Origin of the sequence: Usitatibacter palustris (assembly GCF_013003985.1) — a bacterium.
GTDB lineage: Bacteria > Pseudomonadota > Gammaproteobacteria > Burkholderiales > Usitatibacteraceae > Usitatibacter > Usitatibacter palustris.
Map to the genome: position 1 here is coordinate 292,405 of NZ_CP053073.1, position 16,016 is coordinate 308,420.

Consider the following 16,016-nt stretch of genomic DNA (forward strand, 5'->3'; position numbering starts at 1 on the left):
GGGATCATGGGGCCGCCAGATTCTTGTCCTTGGCCGACGCTGGAGCAATGCCAACGAATGCCCACGTGGATATACAGTTTCTGGCCAATGCAGAAGGACACATCGAAAGGGGCCGGGTGGTCGCTCATCTTGGACACAAAGGATCAGCGAGTGTGGCGAACATACTGGATAGCGCAGTGACGACAATGCCATCTAACAACGCGTTGGAGCGGACCGTGATCCAGCGTGGCGCGCCTCTCAGGCGCGAAGCGGCATGGTGTGCGGCCGCTCAACTTAGTCGTTAGATCGCAGCCGAACATCATCACCGTGCATCCCGTGGCTCACGGAGGCAGCGTGGTTGAAGGTCACCTCAGCGCAGTCAGAGTCTCGGCGTCAGGGGCGCTTCATCAGCGCCTTCACCGCCGAAGCGTTGTCATCTGCGCAGCCAGGACGCGGCGTCGCGAGCTTTGGCAAAATGCAGCCATGCACACACAAGGCGGCGGTCAGCGTCCTAACTACGCGTTCGAACGGACGGGACAGTGCGCTGCGCCTCCGGCTCGCGCACCCGCCGTTCAACGCGGGCGTTAGCGGTCATGGCATCCACACTTCCGAAATGGACAGAGCACCTCGATCCGGACACCCGAGCGGCGGGCGTCGATCTATCGAGTACGGGTTTCGCGGACGCAGCTTGGCCCATCGAGCGAGGGGAGGCAGTTGTCGCAGCACTTCAAGGCTCAGGCTTCGCCGTTCTAGGTGGTGACCTGCTGCTTGGCAGCGCGAATGCGCTCGAGCACACCTACGATTCATGGTCCTGTGACATCGCGAAGGGTGAGCCGTGGTCGGACTACGTGACGCGCAGCTGTGCCAATGCGATCCTCTATCTCACGAAGATGCAGAAACAATCGAAGCTGTGGTTTACGGTGGTGGTCATGCAGAAACCCAGCGCGGCGCAACTAGCTACAAGCCATGACCGCTAACAACGCGTTGGAGCGGACGGGCCAGTGCGCGGCGCCTCCGGCTCGCGCACCCGCCGCTCAACTCGGTCGTTAGCTGGCTCCCATAGTGCGAACGTGAAATCGTCCTATTCACAAGCCATATTCCACGCAATCGGGGTCGCTCTTGCCGGCACCATTTACGCCCTGCTATCTGTTTACTGGGTGGGGTTCTATGAGCCAGCGTGGGGTAGGGGCGGCTCCTTCCAAGTTGTGGTTCTCTTGGCCTTCGCAATGGCCGCCGTTTCAGGCATAACGTTCGGCGTCATGCTCAGCAACTTTCCAGTCGATCGCCCGTACGAACGCCCAAGGGCAGTGGCGTTCTGGTTGGGTGTCGGCGTGTTGTTTCTTGCTGCGGGTGTGCTTGGCCTAAGCAAGCTCTGGTGGGACGGTGGCCTCCTTCAAGCTGCAGCGGCGTTTGCGGTCAGCTCAATTGCAGCGGCACTCTCAATTAGACGCGCCCGATCGAGGTCATCCCATGCAGCCAGCTAACAACGCGTTCGAACGGACGGGCCAGTGCGTTGCGCGGGCCTGGCGGCCCGCTCACGCACCCGCCGTTCAACTCGGTCGTTAGCCGTCATGTGGATCGTTCACGCAATTGCAGGTACTACAGCCATAGGTGGCGTTGTGGCATTGGAAGCGCCTGTCCAGGCCGGCGAAGTGTCGGTCGTTGTCGCAATGGCGCTCGTGGCCGCAGCTGTTTACGCCGTGTACGCTGTCGCAACCGTGATTGTCGGCGTGGCCACGAACACGCCAGTGTCCGGGTGGCTGCGAATCACCAGACGCATGTTTGGCGGCGGAGCGAACAAATGACGGCTAACAACGCGTTGGAGCGGACAGGTCAGTGCGCGGCGCCTCCGGCTCGCGCACCTGCCGCTCAACTCGGTCGTTAGCCGTCATGCGCAAGTATTTGGCGTCCTTCGTTGTCGCAGTCGCATGCACCCCGTGTGTGACGTTCGCCTCCGAGGTCCCGAGCATTGAAATATCCGTCGCATGGGCAAATGCCACCGCAGCTCAGATCGAGCGAGACATCGCTATCCCACTCGAGGCACGGTTCAGCGGCCTGCCACGGGTCACGGAAGTGCGCTATGCGTCGGCCCCTGGCTCCGTGGTCGTGCGCATTGCATTCGCCCAAACGCCAACCTGCACCGAGGTCGAGGCTATGTCGCGGCATCTGGAAGAGGCGCGACGTACCTTTCCCAGTGCGGCCTCCGCGCCCGTATTGGCAGTTGTCGGTGGCAAGTGCAAACATGACGGCTAACAACGCGTTGGAGCGGACGGGCCAGTGCGTTGCGCGTGCCTCTCGGCCCGCTCACGCACCCGCCGCTCAACTTAGTCGTTAGACGTCACCACCCTCTAATAGCGAGCAGATGCGCATGGGATTTGAAGCCGAAAGCGAGCGTCTCCCGTTAACTCCGGAACAGGAGTCCGAGTTGAGGGGCGTAGCTATCGGGAGGGCTCCCGAGGCGCTAGCTGCGTACCAGAACGCACAGAGCGACGACGAACGCTTCGACGCTCTATGTGACGCCGCTTTCGCCGCCTTCCATCTCGAGCAATACGAGCTTGCCTCACGGCTCGCTGCAGAGATGCTCGCAGCCGCTCCCAATTTTGAGGGGGACTGGAACTACGGCAACGCGGTCCACGCTGGTCACACCGTTCTGGGCCTACTCGCGCTACGAAACGGCGACACCCCGTTAGCTGTCGAGGAGTTGCACAAAGCCGGTGCGACTTGCGGTTCACCTCAGTTGGGCTCGTTTGGTCCAACCATGATTTTGGCGAAAGCGCTTCTCCGCGTCGGCGAGTCGGAAGCAGTCCTCACGCACTTCGGTCAATGCCGCAAGTTCTGGAAAATGGGCGAAACGTGGCTCGACATCTGGGAAGGCAAGGTACGCGATGGACAGACCCCGAACTTTTTCATGCATCAGCACTGAGGCGAGTGGTGACGTCTAACAACGCGTTCGAGCGGACCGTGGGCAAGCGTGGGCCGCACCCTGGGTGCCAACCAACGATTGGCTTGCTCTGCATGCGGCAAGCGGCGCATCGTGCGGCCGCTCAACGCAGTCGTTAGATTGCACGTGGAGACACCGTCGCTCACTTTGACTAGCGCGGCGCACGACGAGCTACTGTCTCGGATCCGCTCGTCAGAGCTGGACGCGCCGCGCGCCAGCGTAATGTGGACATCAGGCGGTGTTCGAAGCCGTGTCGATTCATCGGGGAAGCACGTCGCACAATCATTGGGTCCTTGGCGATGGAGGGTTGGGCTGTTTCCCGGTGCGAACATTCCCATCGAGCAACGATGCGAACTGCGCGGCATTCCCTTCTGCTTCATGCAGGACGAGGCCGGGCGGCTGAATGGCGCAACATTGGACTATCGTGAGGGGCGCTTCGAGGTAATGGACAGTGCAATCTAACAACGCGTTGGAGCGGACGGGCCAGTGCGCAACGCCGGCCTGGCGGCCGTCTCGCGCACCCGCCGCTCAACTTAGTCGTTAGAAGGCACAATGGGCTCACCGCATAGGGAGGTACTTCGATGAGTTTCCGCAAGAACCACCTCGCAGTTGCCGGCATCCTGTTCGCGATCGCCATCGTTCTCTACGTCATCGGCTTCAGATCAGGCGCCGTCGCGGTGTCTGTTCTTGCGGTCGTCGTCGAGATCTCCGCCTGGATCGCCCTGTTTTCGGACCGCAGCGAAGGTTCGTTCCCGGGTGGCAAGTCTTAGGCGTTGTAGGCGGCTGGCGGAAGCAGTGCCTTCTAACAACGCGTTGGAGCGGACGGGCCAGTGCGCTACGCCTCCGGCTCGCGCACCCGCCGCTCAACTTAGTCGTTAGGTAGCAGACAAGGAGCACCGTGCCTGAGGATGCATTGGTTCTCGCGTTGCTCTACACGATGCTCTACGGGTGGGCATTGGTCTGGCCCATCGCAAGGTGGGGGTTGGGTCTCAAGGCTCCGCGGTACGCTGTGCTAGCGTGGATCTTCGGGGTTTCGGTTGCGCTGTCGGCAGTGGCGCATGGATACGTCTGGTACTTGTTCCACTCGGGCAATCGCGACGCGTGGATGGCATGGGCACTTCCGCAGCTCATTGCGGCCGCCGCGTGGGTTGCGACTGTCATTGCTAGCATCGTGCTTTGGTCAGGTCACAATGAATCTGCTACCTAACAACGCGTTGGAGCGGACGGGCCAGTGCGCTGCGCCTCCGGCTCGCGCACCCGCCGCTCAACTTAGTCGTTAGGCAGCATGAACACGATCATCGCGGCATCAGCGATTGCGGTTGGCTCTTGGATCTCAGTCCCTGGGGGCGCGTGGACACCCGATCCTGAGGCGGTGGCGAAACTGCAAAGCTCGATCCGACCCTTCGTGGTTGAGCAAGCCGCATTGACCGAACACAAACTGCCAGCGTGGTCGAGCTATACGTTTCAGTATCAGGGCCAGCTCCGCGGCCGTACCAAGATCATCTTCGTGAATGCATTTTGCGCACCACCTCCCGCAAACGCTCGGAAGCAGCTCGTTGTGGTGCTCGATGGCGGTCCGTGCTACTTCACGCTCAAGTACGATCCCGGACAGCGCAAGTTCTTTGATCTGCAGTTCAACGGGGTGGCGTAGATGCTGCCTAACAACGCGTTCGAGCGGACAGGCCAGTGCGTTGCGCGGGCCTGGCGGCCCGCTCACGCACCTGCCGCTCAACTCGGTCGTTAGACCGCACGAACGTGGCTGACGAGTTCGTCATCTATAACGGAGCCCGAATGATCAAGGGCTGGCCGGAGCGAATCCTGGAGGCGCAGGAACAGCTCAACTACACCTTGGCCGACGGAACGCTGGTCGCGCGTGTTCCTTACGGTGACGAATCTGGGGACTGGGGGGCAAACGATCATCCCTGCGGCGATTGCCGAGTGGTGAAGGGCCAACTGCATGTCATTGGCTGCGACGTCGAGCGGTGTCGCCTTTGCGCAGGCCAGGTCCTCTCGTGCGACTGCCCGTACGATGAGGAGGAATGACGTGCGGTCTAACAACGCGTTGGAGCGGACGGGCCAGTGCGCGGCGCCTCCGGCTCGCGCACCCGCCGCTCAACTTAGTCGTTAGACGTCACCCGGGGGGCACCGTGGCAACGTTGGCACTACCAGAGAACGTGATCTTTCTGGCAATGTCATCAGTGCGATTGAGGACGATCCTTCGAGAACTGCCAGCGAACAACACCATCACGTTTCGGCCGCGCGACGTGTTGGACGGAGATGGAGCACTCTCTTTCACCGGGAGCGACCGCGACAGTGAATTCACCATTCAGCGCATTGGGCCTCAGGACGTTCCTGCGGAGTATGGCGACGACTTCGAAAATGAGGTTTGCCTTCTATTCTGGCGGAGCGAGGAGCCGGCGCGCGTCCAATTTGCGTGCTTTGGGGGTGGTGGTGACGTCTAACAACGCGTTGGAGCGGACGGGCCAGTGCGCGGCGCCTCCGGCTCGCGCACCCGCCGCTCAACTTAGTCGTTAGACGTCTCATGTACGAGGTGCATGTTTTTCGCGGCAAGGCTACGGTAGGTGAGGAAAACTCGCTGGGGTATGCACCCGGCGGCCGACACGCGATCATCGTATTCAGTCGCCAGGCGCGAGGGGAGGACCACGACTTTGCGTTGGCCACAGAGCGCGCGGTCGATGGTGGCCTTGCGAAGGTTGTCCTAGACCGTGGTGGGACGCTGCTTCCTGAGGCGGTCAATTCGATGTCACCTCAATTTGGAAGCGCATTCGAGAATGCTCTCGATGGAGGCTTCGGAGTTATCGTTTACGAGGATCCAATTGAAGAAGATGAAGACGTCTAACAACGCGTTGGAGCGGACGGGTCAGTGCGCTACGCCTCCGGCTCGCGCACCCGCCGCTCAACTTAGTCGTTAGATGGCATCTCGTACGGTCACCTATCGCGTTGAGACGACGACATTCCATCCTGTCGCCGAATCGAAGATTGAAACGTATTCGGACCCAAGTCACGTGGCTGCCTTTGTTCGCAGCCTCCCCGTTGCCGATCGAGTTCTGTTCGTGGCTGCGTTGGACCTGGACGAGGGTGTCGACTACGGGAATTTCTATCTCTTCACGAATGCGACCGGCGTGGCCCATATCATGGTTCATGAGCACCGTGAGTTTCTCCCGCGAGAACGGACCGTGCCCGACGGCGGCGGGGATGCCACATTTTTCGATGAAGGCGGTGAAGAATTCACTGTTCCTCGAGTTATGACGACATCTCATCACCGAGGCGCAGCCGCGCTGGAGTATTGGCTGCCTGACCAGTCGCAATGGCCCGAATTGCAATGGGAGTGACGATGCCATCTAACAACGCGTTGGAGCGGACCGTGAACCATCGTGGCGCACTGTGTCCTTGCGAATGGGCGTTGTGCCCGGCCGCTCAACTTGGTCGTTAGGCGTCATGAATCCGAATACCGAACCGTCCGCGAAAGTGTTGTTCCGGGTACCGAACGACGATGGATCGGCGGAGGTCGAAACTCTTTGGGCAACTCCGTTGGGTGACGATCTGTACCGCCTAGACAACTCGCCATTCTTTGCATACGGCGTTTCGTTTCATGACGTCGTATATGCCCCAATGAACGTAGCGGAAGGATTCCCTACATTTGAGCGCGTCCAAGCAAGGTCCGGAAACAAGACAGTCCGAATCATCCTTGCGACACCCGCAGATCCCGGTAACGCGTCGCGGGCCCTGCTCGATGGTTTGATCGCAATAGGTTGCGATTACGAAGGCGCCAACCGAACGTACATCTCGGTCAACATTCCACCGGCCGTCGAGTTTTCCGCGGTGGGTGACTACCTGATCGAACATGATGCCGAATGGGAGTATGCCAATCCCACGCATGAACAAGTCGACTCCGGGGGCATCCATGACGCCTAACAACGCGTTGGAGCGGACCGTGAACCATCGTGGCGCGCCGTGTCATTGCGAATGGGCGTCGTGCCCGGCCGCTCAACTTGGTCGTTAGACAGCAATGAAGCTCGTGGACGCGTTGCCGCACGTAGTGAACGACCTTAAGGGTGCGTTGCTCCAGATTGGTCGTGGCGATATCGTAGACCAGTTGGCCGAGGTGTCGGTGGAACGCTGGACGTACGACGACATGGCCGATGCCACGTACATCTACGTCGGCTCACTGCGTTCCCTCAATGAGGTGGACCTCAACATCATCGGTGGAAGGCACGGAGAAACGGTATCGCTTTACGATGAGCTGGGAATGAACATCGATCTCGACAATCACAGACGAATCGCTGGCGTGGAAATTCTCGAGGGAAGGCACATTGCTGATCAATTGGCGGCCATTGCTGTCTAACAACACGTTCGAGCGGACCGTGATCCAGCGTGGCGCGCCTCTCAGGCGCGAAGCGGCACGGCGTGCGGCCGCTCAACTTAGTCGTTAGGCATCTCGAAAACACCGGCGTAAAATGGGCACTGCCATGAACTTTGAGATCGAGTGCGAACGCGAGGACGACGGCCGGTGGCTTGCGGAAGTGCCGCAGCTGCCTGGCGTTCTTGCGTACGGCACCTCGGCCGATGACGCCATGGCCAAGGCGCAGGTTCTTGCCCTCCGTGTACTGGCTGAGCGTCTCGAAAATTCCGAGACCGGACCCCAGGCGATCACCTTCAGCATTGCGGCGTGACGTCCTGGCCGTCGACGAAGGCACGTCGCGTCTACGCGGCGCTGTTGGCTGTCGGTTGGCAGCTCAAGCGCCAATCCGGGTCTCACCGCACTCTCAGTCGCGCCGGATCTCCTGATTACGTCTTCGCATTTCACGACGGAGAGGAAATTGGCCCAAAGATGCTGGCCCGAATCGCGAAGAACACAGGCATCACTCCGGACGACCTGTAGCGAGATGCCTAACAACGCGTTGGAGCGGACCGTGATCCAGCGTGGCGCGCCTCTCAGGCGCGAAGTGGGATCGTGGGCGGCCGCTCAACTTAGTCGTTAGAGCGAAGGCATCCCGACCGTTGACGCATAGGCGTAGTGTATATACACTTGCCGTATGCGGTTTTCCTGGGATGAAAGGAAACGTCGTCTAAACCTGCAGGAGCATGGGCTGGACTTCGTGGATGCACCCAGCGTATTCGAAGGGCCAACTTTCACTTTCGAGGACGATCGCTTCGCGTACGACGAGCAGCGCTTTGTCACGCTCGGTCTGCTCAAGGGGATTGCCGTATCCCTTGTGCATACCGAGACGCCGTCGCGAATTCATGTGATCTCATTTCGAAAGGCGACGCGACATGAAGAAGCAATCCTCTTCGATCAACTCCAGAACTGACTGGCCTCGGGTTCGCGCCCTCAAGGACCGGAGCATCAAGGCATCCTCCGAACATCCCGAGGCGTCCGTGAAGCACATCGTCCGAGGCATTGTTCGCCAGGGCCTCAAGCCAATCAACCCCAAGGCATCGATCTCGCTTCGAGTGGACGCCGACGTGCTTGAGTGGTTCAAGTCCAAGGGACCGGGGTACCAAACAAGAATCAATGCCGTGCTGAGGGCGTTCAAGGATGCCTCGCTCTAACAACGCGTTCGAGCGGACCGTGATCCAGCGTGGGCCGCGTCTCGCGCGGCAATGCGGTCGGTGTGCGGCCGCTCAACTCGGTCGTTAGAAGGCGTTATGGCCGATCGAGACGCTGCCGAGTTGTGCCAGAGAGTGGCGATAAGAGCCATCCTCGTCATGTTTGGCGCCCTGGCAGTGGGTTTCATCGCGGACAAGGTCGGGTTTCAACCGTTGCTCTATGTTGTCTTCGTGGTCACAGCGGGAGCCTTGATCGTGGCCCTCGCCGCACTGGTTGTCTGCATCCCATTTGTACTCAGCCTCATCGGAGGTGACGTATTGAAGCTATTTGGCCTCAAGCGCAAAGACGAGGACGAATGACAACGCCTTATAACAAGGCGTTGGAGCGGACGGGCCAGTGCGCTACGCCTTCGGCTCGCGCACTCAACTTAGTCGTTAGCCGGCAATTGATGACCGGCGTACAATTATTTGACGTTGTGGCATAGGAGCCAACGTGGGCGCCGTCGAGAAACTCGAACTCCTCATCAAGAGCCTCTCCCCCGAGGAACTCGCGAAGTTCCGGGAGTGGTTTGCTGAGTTCGACGCCCAAATCTGGGATCGTCAAATTGAAGCCGACGCGGCAGCGGGGAAACTTGACCGCCTCATCGAAGAATCGATGGCCGACCACAGGGCGGGAAAAACGCGGCCGCTTTGAAGCACACCGCGTCCGGCCGCTTCTGGGCGCTGTACGCGGCGCTACCCAGGCCCGTGCGAACCGTTGCCGACAAGAACTTCCAGCTCCTCAAGGCCGATCCGCGGCACCCATCACTTCATTTCAAGCGCCTCGGCAAGCTTTGGTCAGCGCGCGTGGGCGAGCATCACCGCGCCCTTGGTCACGATACTGCGGACGGTGTGCAATGGTTCTGGATCGGGAGTCACGCGGACTATGACCAATTGCCGGCTAACAACGCGTTCGAGCGGACCGTGAGCCAGCCTGGGCCGCGTCTCTCGCGGCAATGCGGTTGCCGTGCGGCCGCTCAACTTAGTCGTGAGACAGCATGAGCATCCTCCTCGATCCGCGGAAAGCCGTCGCATCAGACAAGGGCCCATACATGCGCTCGTTCGGGCTCTGCGCTGGGATCGGATTCACCGTGTTCATGAGCTTCCTTTTCATCGAGCAGGGTATCCGTGGTATCGACGCTTCGATCCTTGGGTTCCTTGGGTTCGTCGCTATGATCGGATACGCCGGTGGGTGGGTGACGGGGTACTTCTTTTGGGGCCTCTGGTTTGAGCCGCAGGTTGAAGCGAGAGCGAGGGGGCAAGATGCTGCCTAACAACGCGTTGGAGCGGACCGTGATCCAGCGGGGCGCGCCTCTCAGGCGCGAAGCGGCATCGTGTGCGGCCGCTCAACTCGGTCGTTAGGCATCATGCTGACAGGCCTCGAGTATTCCATCGCTGTTGGTCCAGGGCAGATTGGCGACATCGACGCCGCCCTGTTGACGCTGAGTTCCGAGTTCGTTGAATTAAATGTCTGGCTGCCGCTTCAGGAACTCGATCGCTTGGAGTCTCGTATCCCGCTCGATCAAGGGGGCACCAAGGCGTTTCAGGCTGGCCGTTCTGCAGGCGCACAAGTGCACTGGATTCGGCAACCCACGGGCGAGTTATATATTCTCGTCGGAGACGACGACGAAACTTGGGACTTCTCCATCATCGTCAGTCCGTCATGTGCTGCGTCGCTATTCACGGACCTTCGCATGTTCGCCGAGAGGGAGAAGGATGGCCTAACAACGCGTTGGAGCGGGCCGTGAACCATCGTGGCGCGCTGTGTCATTGCGAATGGGCATCGTGCCCGGCCGCTCAACTTGGTCGTTAGACCGCATGGGGGCGTCAGTGGCAACTCGAGCCGACCTACTCGCACACCTGTGGCGCCATGTCATCAACCGCCAGCTTGAAATCGATCGCCTGCGTGGCGTGGTCGCGACCTCCAATCGCAAACCCAATGATCCGTTCGCGGACAGTGGCCCAGCTATTCAGCGTCTGCTCGCCCTTGGAGCGTCCGAGGAGGACATCTGCCTCCTCCAGCGGCACGCCGCATACGAGGCTGTATTCCAAACGCTCTACGCACTGGGTGATCCGGGCGTCGACGACGGAGACTTGCTTATGCTTCACGAGAGCTTGCTGACGGCGGATCCGAGTGGGATGGAAGGACGCCCGGGGTCGACAAATGCGGTCTAACAACGCGTTCGAGCGGACCGTGAGCGAGCGTGAACCGCGCCTCGCGTGGCAATGCGGTCAGCGTGCGGTCGCTCAACTTAGTCGTTAGACCTACGCAGAGGCGGCGCTTGCGATATGCATACAATGTGCATATCATTGTCGCGTGTCCCTCGAGTACGATCCACGCAAGGCGGCAGCTAACCTGAAGAAGCACGGGGTATCGTTCGCCGATGCCGCAGGCATCTTCTCCGATCCGCTCACCATGACCATTGAAGACACAAGCGTATTAGTGAAGCGCGTTTCGTGACAATTGGACTGGGAAGCGCCGGTGAGGTCTTCGTAGCGGCGTACACAGAGCGCGAGGGGCGCGGCCGACTAATCTCGGCTCGACGAGCCACGCCGCGAGAGCGGAGGAACTATGAAGCCTGAATACGACTTCTCAAAGGGCAAGCGCGGCGCGGTCATTCCCGAAAAGGGAAAGACCAGAATTTCCATCTTCATCGACAACGCGGTGCTAGCCGAGTTTCGGGCGCGTGCCGAGAAGGCGGGCTCCGGATATCAAACAATGATGAACGAGGCCTTGCGCAGCTACTTGTCCCAGCTCGAGCAGCCTGTGACCGAGCGGGCGTTGCGCCAGATCCTTCGCCAGGAGATGCCGGAATACCTGCGAGGTCTAACAGCACGTTCGAGCGGACGGGATGCGCCGGTCGCCTCCGGCTCCCGTCGCCGCCGCTCAACTTAGTCGTTAGGCGTCATAAAGGCGTCCCGATGAACCTACCGCGTCTCCCTCTTCTACTGATGGCTACAGCGTTCACCCTCCTGCAGGGCTGCGCCAGCACATCAAACTACGCGGCGACCATTGCTGAGTTGAAGGTCATCTCGGACCGCTGGGACGAAGCCATCGTCCGCAAAGATCGGCGCGCAATCGAAGAAAACATGGCGAATGATTTTCGCCAAATCGACGGATCTGGGAATGTCGAAACGAAGGCAAGCTTCGTGGAAGATTTGATGTCGGTCGATCTTCAGATCAACCCTTACATCGTCGAAGACTTCGAAGTGCGCCTGTACGGGAATGTCGCGCTCTTGAGCGGTCGGACAAAGATGAGTGGGCAATACAGGGGAAAGCCCTTCAATAGTCACTACCGCTACATCGACGTTTACGTTCGTGACGCGCAGGGTTGGAAGATCGTGAGCGTTCAGATTACAAAGCTTCCCGGGTAGGCTCTCGAGCCGCTCTCCGCAACTCATCCTGCAGACTTCAGTCGAGAGTTCTCATGTCAGTCAATCAGCACAAAGACCTCCTTACGCATGTTTTCGCTGAAACCGCCAAAGGCAATGGCCGCCCTTTCGTCGAGGCCCTGTCCGACGAAATCGCCTGGACTATCAAGGGTTCAACCTCTTGGTCCAAGACATACAAGGGCAAGCGTGCTGTCTTGAAGGACTTGCTTGGCCCACTAGCAGCTCAGTTGGCTGGCGAGAACACAATCACCGCGTCCCGCTTCATTGGCGAAGGCGACGTTGTCGTTGTCGAGGGTCGAGGGCACAACCGAACCAAAACGGGAAAGGACTACGCCAACTCGTACTGCTGGGTGTTTCGCTTTGCAGCCGGGAAAGTCATCGAGCTCACCGAGTACACCGACACAGCGCTTATCGAGTCAGCTCTCGAGCCGCCAAATGCCGAGCTCAATGCGCGGAGCCCCCAATGACGCCTAACAGCGCGTTGGAGCGGACCGCGAACCATCGTGGCGCGCTTTGTCATTTCGAATGGGCGTCGTGCCCGGCCGCTCAACTTAGTCGTTAGACCGCTTCCGATAATTCGCTGGAGCCTGAAGGATGCATACCCGCCTGCTCGCTCCGGTGTTTCTGGCTGTTGCAATTCCGACCCTCGCGTCGGATGCCACGTTTGGCAAACTTCCGCCCGGCGCAATCAGCACGAACGTTGTAACGGATGTTTCCGCCGAGATTTGTCGGGATCATCTATTTGCCCCGTCCTTGATTGTGGCGCGCCTCCCAAAGGACTACCGCCTCATCCTCGCCGCGGAATACGCCAGAGAAGATCCTGGCGTTGCTGATCTCATCAAGAGCAACGCCAGATACTCAACCTACGCGGTGGGCAGCCTCTGCTTCATGTCTGTCGGCTCATTCGTCGTTGACGGCGTGCGCGTGCATTCCACCGGGCCAACCCCAATGGCGTTCTGGTGGGTGCACGCTGCGGGCCCGCGCGATTCTCGAATGCAAGGCAAGGTCGACTGGCTGCAGTTGGCAAGCTGGTACTCGCGAGACGTTATCCAGCGGGAGAAAATCCTCGAAACCGATCCAATGGCGCTTTTCGTCGACCTTTCGATGATGCAAGTCGAGCCCGGACTCTGGCGCATGCGCTTGGAGCTACCGAACGAAGCGATCGAGGCAGAGGTGCGCGGCAGCGGACAGCGAAAGAAGCGTAACGCGCCGCAACCCGGCTTCATGAGCGTGCCATTCACAGGCGAGAGCGCCGGAAGCTTCTGGGTCATCACCTATTTCGGTCACCACCACCAACCCGCGAAAGGCCAGTGGCGGGCCAAAGGAGCCGGCGTTTTCAGCGACGCGCTGCAGATCCCAGGGGAGGCGTCCGTGTTCCGAACATCCTTTCAGGACGGCTGGTCGGCACTTTCCGGCCGGTACAGTCCGGTGCGGTAGTCGGCGGAGTGCTCGCCTCTCTCGTGCAACTCGTGTGCGACTAACAACGCGTTCGGCGTTGAGACGTTAGTCTCAATGCCGCCAACATTAACGTTTGCTAAGGTCGGCCGTGCCACTCGACTGGCACATCAACCACAACGACCCAGGGAGACTTCCATGAACCACGCTCGTCCGTCAGCACCCAGCTGCGTCCTGATGCGGCATGTCGTTCCCCTTGCCTTCGCCGTCGCGGCAAGCGCTTCCGGCGCCGCGCACGCCGTGCTGAACATCGGCAGCCACACCAACCAGACCCAGAGCCAACTCACGACACAGCAGCATGCGAACGCGATCCAGAACGAGCTCCAGCGCATCTCTGGCAGGACCGTCATCCTCACCCCCGGCCAGGACGTCAATCAGCGCTCGATCTGGACGGTCACGCTCGGCGCGCAGATCCAAGCCAGGGCCCACGGCAACACCCTCGTGACGGCACTCATCAACTCAGCGCGAACCACCACCATCGTCGCCGACGCGGGGCTTGCGGGCCTGGGTGGCGGCGGCGTCACCTTCTGTGCCAACGGTCCGACGCGGGCGCTGCTCAACCCGCCGGCCTGCCTCGCCACCAACGCGGGCGCCGGCGCCGGCACCGACGCGGTGGTCGCCATCAATACGGCGAAGATGCCGTCCAACATGACCGACCCCGATGCGCCCTTCTACATCCTCTTCGGGCACGAGCTCGTCCATGCGTGGCACGCGACCGTGGGGCAGCGGCTTGCCGCTACCGGCGCCAACGAGGCGCGGACGATCGGCAATTACCTCGGCCTTGCTCCGCCAGTGCAGAACGCGGCACTGCCGCCGGGCATCACCGTCAACGAGAACCTGCTGCGTCGCGAGAACACGTTGCAGAACAACGCCCCGCTGAACTGCCGCCATCCCACCAACACCGCTCAGTACCCGGCGCCCGTCCCACCCAACGCGACCTGCTGAGGACATGCCCAGTCGTTAGATCGCGCCTATCGCCCATGGAAACGCCGAAGATCGGATTGACTGTCGAGTCGCTGGAGCGCCACGAACGCTTTCTTAGCCGGGTCGTGGCCGGAGGCTCCGTGTGGGTGCTTCGCGAGCCTCCCAGTCGAGGCGGCGGCTGGGTCCACTCCACCTCGAATGGTGACCGGGCAGGTCGAGGTGGAGGGCGACCCATTGTTCCAATGTGGTCGGACCGTGCATATGCTCGCCAATGCGCGACCAGGGCTTGGGCGAAGTGCGTCCCGGTTGAACTCCCGTTGGCCGAGTTCCTGTCGGCGGTATTGCCCAATATGCACAAGGCGAAAGTGTTGGTCGGTACCAACTGGAACGTTCATCTCATCGGCCACGAGATACCACCCAAGAAACTTCTGACCCAGTTACAGGCAGAGGTGAAGAGGACCGGTATCACCAAGGCTCCCGATGCGCGACGGAGGAAATCATCGGACTCCTGACCTTCAGTATCAACGTCACCCTGGACGGCTGCGTCGACCACCAGGAAGGAATCGCCGACGACGAGACACACGCCTTCTTCACCCGCCTCATGGACGAGGGCGGGGCGATGCTGTGGGGCCGCGTCACCTACGAGATGATGGAGAGCTACTGGCCAGCGGTCGCCCGTGGCGACGCGGAGGCACCGCCGGCGTTGCGCGAGTGGGCGCTCAAGCTGGAGGCCAAGCCGAAGTACGTGGTGTCCTCGACGCGAAAGGACTTCTCCTGGACCAACAGCCACCACATCGCCGGCGACCTGCGCACGGGCGTACAGAAGCTCAAGGACGCGACCCCGAACGGCGTGCTCCTCGGTAGCGGCAAGCTCGCGACCGAGCTGGACCGGCTGGATCTGATCGACGAGTACAAGTTGCTCGTCCAACCGAGGATCGCCGGCCACGGCCCAACCCTGTACGAGAGCGGGCTGCCCAGCACGCGACGGCTCGAGTTGATCTCGGCGAAGCCGCTCCGCTGCGGCGCGGTCGCCATGCACTACCGGCGCGATAGGAATCGACTGTGATACTGGAATCAGCCGTGCTAAATGTGAGGCCAGGGAGCGAGGTCGAGTTCGAGACTGCCTTTGGTGAGGCGAAAGGCATCATCTCTTCAATGCCAGGCTTCATCGAACTGGAGCTGCAGCGGTGCGTCGAAGTGCGAACCAGATACTTGCTGCTCGTGCGCTGGACCACTCTCGAGCATCACACAGTGGGATTCCGATCGTCGCCTGAATATCAACGCTGGAAGTCGCTCCTTCACCATTTCTACGATCCGTTCCCGACGGTTGAACATTATGAGAAGGTGTATGCCGTCTAACGTCGGAGGCGCAATGGAAACATCCCGATCTGTGAGGCTCGCGGTCTCTCTTGGCGTCGTGGCGCTATCCGCGGGCCTGCAAGCCTCTGCACAAATCTGCAAGCCAGTCAGTCAACGCACTGGCGAGGTGGGCTGCTGGATAACGGCGCACGCGGCACTGGGGAAGTTACCGTCCCAACCGATTTTCTGGCACTTGGATGCATATCCAACGCGTACGGAAGCGGAAGCCGCCAAGGGGGCACGTGGAGTTGTCGTGGAGTCGCTGGGAAGAGTCTGGCTGTTTACGATCGACATATCGGGGTGGCGTCCGTCGGGTGGAACCCACGTTGCCGAAATCGGCCCGCTTCCCGTGAGC

Annotated in this window: 29 protein-coding genes; 28 read left to right on the forward strand and 1 reads right to left on the reverse strand. The window is 60.5% G+C overall.

Annotated elements, in window-relative coordinates; all coding sequences use genetic code 11:
* Nucleotides 1–572: 572 nt before the first annotated feature.
* The 18 genes from imm40 to DSM104440_RS01535 all read left to right on the forward strand — a co-directional run bounded on the left by imm40 (nt 573) and on the right by DSM104440_RS01535 (nt 10,278).
* Entirely contained in the window at nt 573–956 is a 384-nt protein-coding gene (gene imm40 / locus DSM104440_RS01455) for an Imm40 family immunity protein (RefSeq protein WP_171160105.1), read from the forward strand.
* Nucleotides 957–2,347: 1,391 nt separating this feature from the next.
* Nucleotides 2,348–2,902, forward strand: a complete 555-nt coding sequence (locus tag DSM104440_RS01460; protein ID WP_171160107.1) for a hypothetical protein — start codon at nt 2,348–2,350, stop codon at nt 2,900–2,902.
* A 599-nt stretch (nt 2,903–3,501) separates the two neighbouring features.
* Nucleotides 3,502–3,690 (forward strand): hypothetical protein, encoded by a 189-nt coding sequence (locus DSM104440_RS01465; RefSeq protein WP_171160109.1) that lies wholly within the window; start codon nt 3,502–3,504, stop codon nt 3,688–3,690.
* 515 nt (nt 3,691–4,205) lie between these two features.
* Entirely contained in the window at nt 4,206–4,571 is a 366-nt protein-coding gene (locus DSM104440_RS01470; RefSeq protein WP_171160111.1) for a hypothetical protein, read from the forward strand.
* Nucleotides 4,572–4,711: 140 nt separating this feature from the next.
* Complete coding sequence (locus DSM104440_RS01475) at nt 4,712–4,963, forward strand: hypothetical protein (protein ID WP_171160113.1); 252 nt, start codon at nt 4,712–4,714, stop codon at nt 4,961–4,963.
* Nucleotides 4,964–5,462: 499 nt separating this feature from the next.
* A complete protein-coding gene (locus tag DSM104440_RS01480) occupies nt 5,463–5,780 on the forward strand; it encodes a hypothetical protein (RefSeq protein ID WP_171160115.1) in 318 nt (105 codons plus the stop codon).
* 73 nt (nt 5,781–5,853) lie between these two features.
* Entirely contained in the window at nt 5,854–6,273 is a 420-nt protein-coding gene (locus DSM104440_RS01485) for a hypothetical protein (protein ID WP_171160117.1), read from the forward strand.
* Between the two features lie 106 nt (nt 6,274–6,379).
* Nucleotides 6,380–6,856: a DUF4265 domain-containing protein gene (locus tag DSM104440_RS01490; RefSeq protein ID WP_171160119.1), complete on the forward strand. Its 477-nt coding sequence runs from the start codon at nt 6,380–6,382 to the stop codon at nt 6,854–6,856.
* Nucleotides 6,857–6,950: 94 nt separating this feature from the next.
* On the forward strand, nt 6,951–7,286 hold the full coding sequence (locus DSM104440_RS01495; RefSeq protein WP_171160099.1) for a DUF2283 domain-containing protein: 336 nt from the start codon (nt 6,951–6,953) through the stop codon (nt 7,284–7,286).
* A gap of 124 nt (nt 7,287–7,410) precedes the next feature.
* A complete protein-coding gene (locus tag DSM104440_RS01500) occupies nt 7,411–7,614 on the forward strand; it encodes a type II toxin-antitoxin system HicB family antitoxin (protein WP_171160121.1) in 204 nt (67 codons plus the stop codon).
* Nucleotides 7,611–7,823, forward strand: coding sequence for a type II toxin-antitoxin system HicA family toxin (locus DSM104440_RS19450; protein ID WP_171160123.1), 213 nt, complete (start codon nt 7,611–7,613; stop codon nt 7,821–7,823). The genes DSM104440_RS01500 and DSM104440_RS19450 overlap by 4 nt, the downstream gene beginning before the upstream one ends.
* Before the next feature lie 154 nt (nt 7,824–7,977).
* Entirely contained in the window at nt 7,978–8,253 is a 276-nt protein-coding gene (locus DSM104440_RS01510) for a BrnT family toxin (RefSeq protein ID WP_171160125.1), read from the forward strand.
* The gene (locus DSM104440_RS01515; protein WP_171160127.1) at nt 8,216–8,494 is read left to right on the forward strand and encodes a BrnA antitoxin family protein; all 279 of its coding nucleotides are present in this window, start codon (nt 8,216–8,218) and stop codon (nt 8,492–8,494) included. The genes DSM104440_RS01510 and DSM104440_RS01515 overlap by 38 nt, the downstream gene beginning before the upstream one ends.
* Before the next feature lie 96 nt (nt 8,495–8,590).
* A complete protein-coding gene (locus tag DSM104440_RS01520) occupies nt 8,591–8,851 on the forward strand; it encodes a hypothetical protein (RefSeq protein WP_171160129.1) in 261 nt (86 codons plus the stop codon).
* 133 nt (nt 8,852–8,984) lie between these two features.
* Entirely contained in the window at nt 8,985–9,185 is a 201-nt protein-coding gene (locus tag DSM104440_RS01525; RefSeq protein WP_171160132.1) for a hypothetical protein, read from the forward strand.
* 53 nt (nt 9,186–9,238) lie between these two features.
* Nucleotides 9,239–9,532 carry a ParE family toxin-like protein gene (locus DSM104440_RS19575; protein ID WP_425509656.1) on the forward strand — a complete coding sequence of 98 codons (294 nt, stop codon included), beginning with the start codon at nt 9,239–9,241 and terminating at the stop codon, nt 9,530–9,532.
* Nucleotides 9,529–9,804: a hypothetical protein gene (locus tag DSM104440_RS01530; protein ID WP_171160134.1), complete on the forward strand. Its 276-nt coding sequence runs from the start codon at nt 9,529–9,531 to the stop codon at nt 9,802–9,804. Before DSM104440_RS19575 ends, DSM104440_RS01530 begins: the two co-directional genes overlap by 4 nt.
* Before the next feature lie 93 nt (nt 9,805–9,897).
* Nucleotides 9,898–10,278: a hypothetical protein gene (locus DSM104440_RS01535; RefSeq protein ID WP_171160136.1), complete on the forward strand. Its 381-nt coding sequence runs from the start codon at nt 9,898–9,900 to the stop codon at nt 10,276–10,278.
* Nucleotides 10,279–10,378: 100 nt separating this feature from the next.
* On the opposite strand, the gene DSM104440_RS01540 is transcribed toward DSM104440_RS01535, so the two are convergent.
* Entirely contained in the window at nt 10,379–10,639 is a 261-nt protein-coding gene (locus DSM104440_RS01540) for a hypothetical protein (RefSeq protein ID WP_171160138.1), read from the reverse strand.
* 208 nt (nt 10,640–10,847) lie between these two features.
* Between DSM104440_RS01540 and DSM104440_RS19215 the strand changes: the two genes are divergently transcribed.
* The 10 genes from DSM104440_RS19215 to DSM104440_RS01585 all read left to right on the forward strand — a co-directional run bounded on the left by DSM104440_RS19215 (nt 10,848) and on the right by DSM104440_RS01585 (nt 15,661).
* Nucleotides 10,848–10,991: a BrnT family toxin gene (locus DSM104440_RS19215; protein ID WP_212758163.1), complete on the forward strand. Its 144-nt coding sequence runs from the start codon at nt 10,848–10,850 to the stop codon at nt 10,989–10,991.
* Nucleotides 10,988–11,113 carry a BrnT family toxin gene (locus DSM104440_RS19580; RefSeq protein WP_212758164.1) on the forward strand — a complete coding sequence of 42 codons (126 nt, stop codon included), beginning with the start codon at nt 10,988–10,990 and terminating at the stop codon, nt 11,111–11,113. The genes DSM104440_RS19215 and DSM104440_RS19580 overlap by 4 nt, the downstream gene beginning before the upstream one ends.
* Nucleotides 11,103–11,426 carry a BrnA antitoxin family protein gene (locus tag DSM104440_RS01550; RefSeq protein ID WP_171160140.1) on the forward strand — a complete coding sequence of 108 codons (324 nt, stop codon included), beginning with the start codon at nt 11,103–11,105 and terminating at the stop codon, nt 11,424–11,426. Before DSM104440_RS19580 ends, DSM104440_RS01550 begins: the two co-directional genes overlap by 11 nt.
* A 56-nt stretch (nt 11,427–11,482) precedes the next feature.
* A complete protein-coding gene (locus tag DSM104440_RS01555; protein ID WP_171160142.1) occupies nt 11,483–11,905 on the forward strand; it encodes a nuclear transport factor 2 family protein in 423 nt (140 codons plus the stop codon).
* A gap of 53 nt (nt 11,906–11,958) precedes the next feature.
* A complete protein-coding gene (locus DSM104440_RS01560) occupies nt 11,959–12,390 on the forward strand; it encodes a nuclear transport factor 2 family protein (RefSeq protein ID WP_171160144.1) in 432 nt (143 codons plus the stop codon).
* A 127-nt stretch (nt 12,391–12,517) separates the two neighbouring features.
* A complete protein-coding gene (locus tag DSM104440_RS01565) occupies nt 12,518–13,360 on the forward strand; it encodes a hypothetical protein (RefSeq protein WP_171160146.1) in 843 nt (280 codons plus the stop codon).
* A 156-nt stretch (nt 13,361–13,516) separates the two neighbouring features.
* The gene (locus DSM104440_RS01570; RefSeq protein WP_171160148.1) at nt 13,517–14,323 is read left to right on the forward strand and encodes a type III secretion system effector protein; all 807 of its coding nucleotides are present in this window, start codon (nt 13,517–13,519) and stop codon (nt 14,321–14,323) included.
* Nucleotides 14,324–14,358: 35 nt separating this feature from the next.
* Nucleotides 14,359–14,814, forward strand: a complete 456-nt coding sequence (locus DSM104440_RS19585; RefSeq protein ID WP_171160149.1) for a DUF2750 domain-containing protein — start codon at nt 14,359–14,361, stop codon at nt 14,812–14,814.
* Nucleotides 14,815–14,864: 50 nt separating this feature from the next.
* The gene (locus DSM104440_RS01580) at nt 14,865–15,368 is read left to right on the forward strand and encodes a dihydrofolate reductase family protein (RefSeq protein WP_246212134.1); all 504 of its coding nucleotides are present in this window, start codon (nt 14,865–14,867) and stop codon (nt 15,366–15,368) included.
* A 23-nt stretch (nt 15,369–15,391) separates the two neighbouring features.
* Nucleotides 15,392–15,661, forward strand: a complete 270-nt coding sequence (locus DSM104440_RS01585; protein WP_246212135.1) for an antibiotic biosynthesis monooxygenase family protein — start codon at nt 15,392–15,394, stop codon at nt 15,659–15,661.
* The last annotated feature ends 355 nt before the right edge of the window (nt 15,662–16,016 follow it).

Excerpts from the sequence above, each read along its gene's own strand:
- imm40 (WP_171160105.1), top strand. The coding sequence starts at position 573 with ATGGCATCCACACTTCCGAAATGGACAGAGCACCTCGATCCGGACACC.
- DSM104440_RS01460 (WP_171160107.1), top strand. The coding sequence starts at position 2,348 with ATGGGATTTGAAGCCGAAAGCGAGCGTCTCCCGTTAACTCCGGAACAG.
- DSM104440_RS01465 (WP_171160109.1), top strand. The coding sequence starts at position 3,502 with ATGAGTTTCCGCAAGAACCACCTCGCAGTTGCCGGCATCCTGTTCGCG.
- DSM104440_RS01470 (WP_171160111.1), top strand. The coding sequence starts at position 4,206 with ATGAACACGATCATCGCGGCATCAGCGATTGCGGTTGGCTCTTGGATC.
- DSM104440_RS01475 (WP_171160113.1), top strand. The coding sequence starts at position 4,712 with ATGATCAAGGGCTGGCCGGAGCGAATCCTGGAGGCGCAGGAACAGCTC.
- DSM104440_RS01480 (WP_171160115.1), top strand. The coding sequence starts at position 5,463 with ATGTACGAGGTGCATGTTTTTCGCGGCAAGGCTACGGTAGGTGAGGAA.
- DSM104440_RS01485 (WP_171160117.1), top strand. The coding sequence starts at position 5,854 with ATGGCATCTCGTACGGTCACCTATCGCGTTGAGACGACGACATTCCAT.
- DSM104440_RS01490 (WP_171160119.1), top strand. The coding sequence starts at position 6,380 with ATGAATCCGAATACCGAACCGTCCGCGAAAGTGTTGTTCCGGGTACCG.
- DSM104440_RS01495 (WP_171160099.1), top strand. The coding sequence starts at position 6,951 with ATGAAGCTCGTGGACGCGTTGCCGCACGTAGTGAACGACCTTAAGGGT.
- DSM104440_RS01500 (WP_171160121.1), top strand. The coding sequence starts at position 7,411 with ATGAACTTTGAGATCGAGTGCGAACGCGAGGACGACGGCCGGTGGCTT.
- DSM104440_RS01510 (WP_171160125.1), top strand. The coding sequence starts at position 7,978 with ATGCGGTTTTCCTGGGATGAAAGGAAACGTCGTCTAAACCTGCAGGAG.
- DSM104440_RS01515 (WP_171160127.1), top strand. The coding sequence starts at position 8,216 with ATGAAGAAGCAATCCTCTTCGATCAACTCCAGAACTGACTGGCCTCGG.
- DSM104440_RS01520 (WP_171160129.1), top strand. The coding sequence starts at position 8,591 with ATGGCCGATCGAGACGCTGCCGAGTTGTGCCAGAGAGTGGCGATAAGA.
- DSM104440_RS01530 (WP_171160134.1), top strand. The coding sequence starts at position 9,529 with ATGAGCATCCTCCTCGATCCGCGGAAAGCCGTCGCATCAGACAAGGGC.
- DSM104440_RS01535 (WP_171160136.1), top strand. The coding sequence starts at position 9,898 with ATGCTGACAGGCCTCGAGTATTCCATCGCTGTTGGTCCAGGGCAGATT.
- DSM104440_RS01550 (WP_171160140.1), top strand. The coding sequence starts at position 11,103 with ATGAAGCCTGAATACGACTTCTCAAAGGGCAAGCGCGGCGCGGTCATT.
- DSM104440_RS01555 (WP_171160142.1), top strand. The coding sequence starts at position 11,483 with ATGGCTACAGCGTTCACCCTCCTGCAGGGCTGCGCCAGCACATCAAAC.
- DSM104440_RS01560 (WP_171160144.1), top strand. The coding sequence starts at position 11,959 with ATGTCAGTCAATCAGCACAAAGACCTCCTTACGCATGTTTTCGCTGAA.
- DSM104440_RS01565 (WP_171160146.1), top strand. The coding sequence starts at position 12,518 with ATGCATACCCGCCTGCTCGCTCCGGTGTTTCTGGCTGTTGCAATTCCG.
- DSM104440_RS01570 (WP_171160148.1), top strand. The coding sequence starts at position 13,517 with ATGAACCACGCTCGTCCGTCAGCACCCAGCTGCGTCCTGATGCGGCAT.
- DSM104440_RS19585 (WP_171160149.1), top strand. The coding sequence starts at position 14,359 with ATGGAAACGCCGAAGATCGGATTGACTGTCGAGTCGCTGGAGCGCCAC.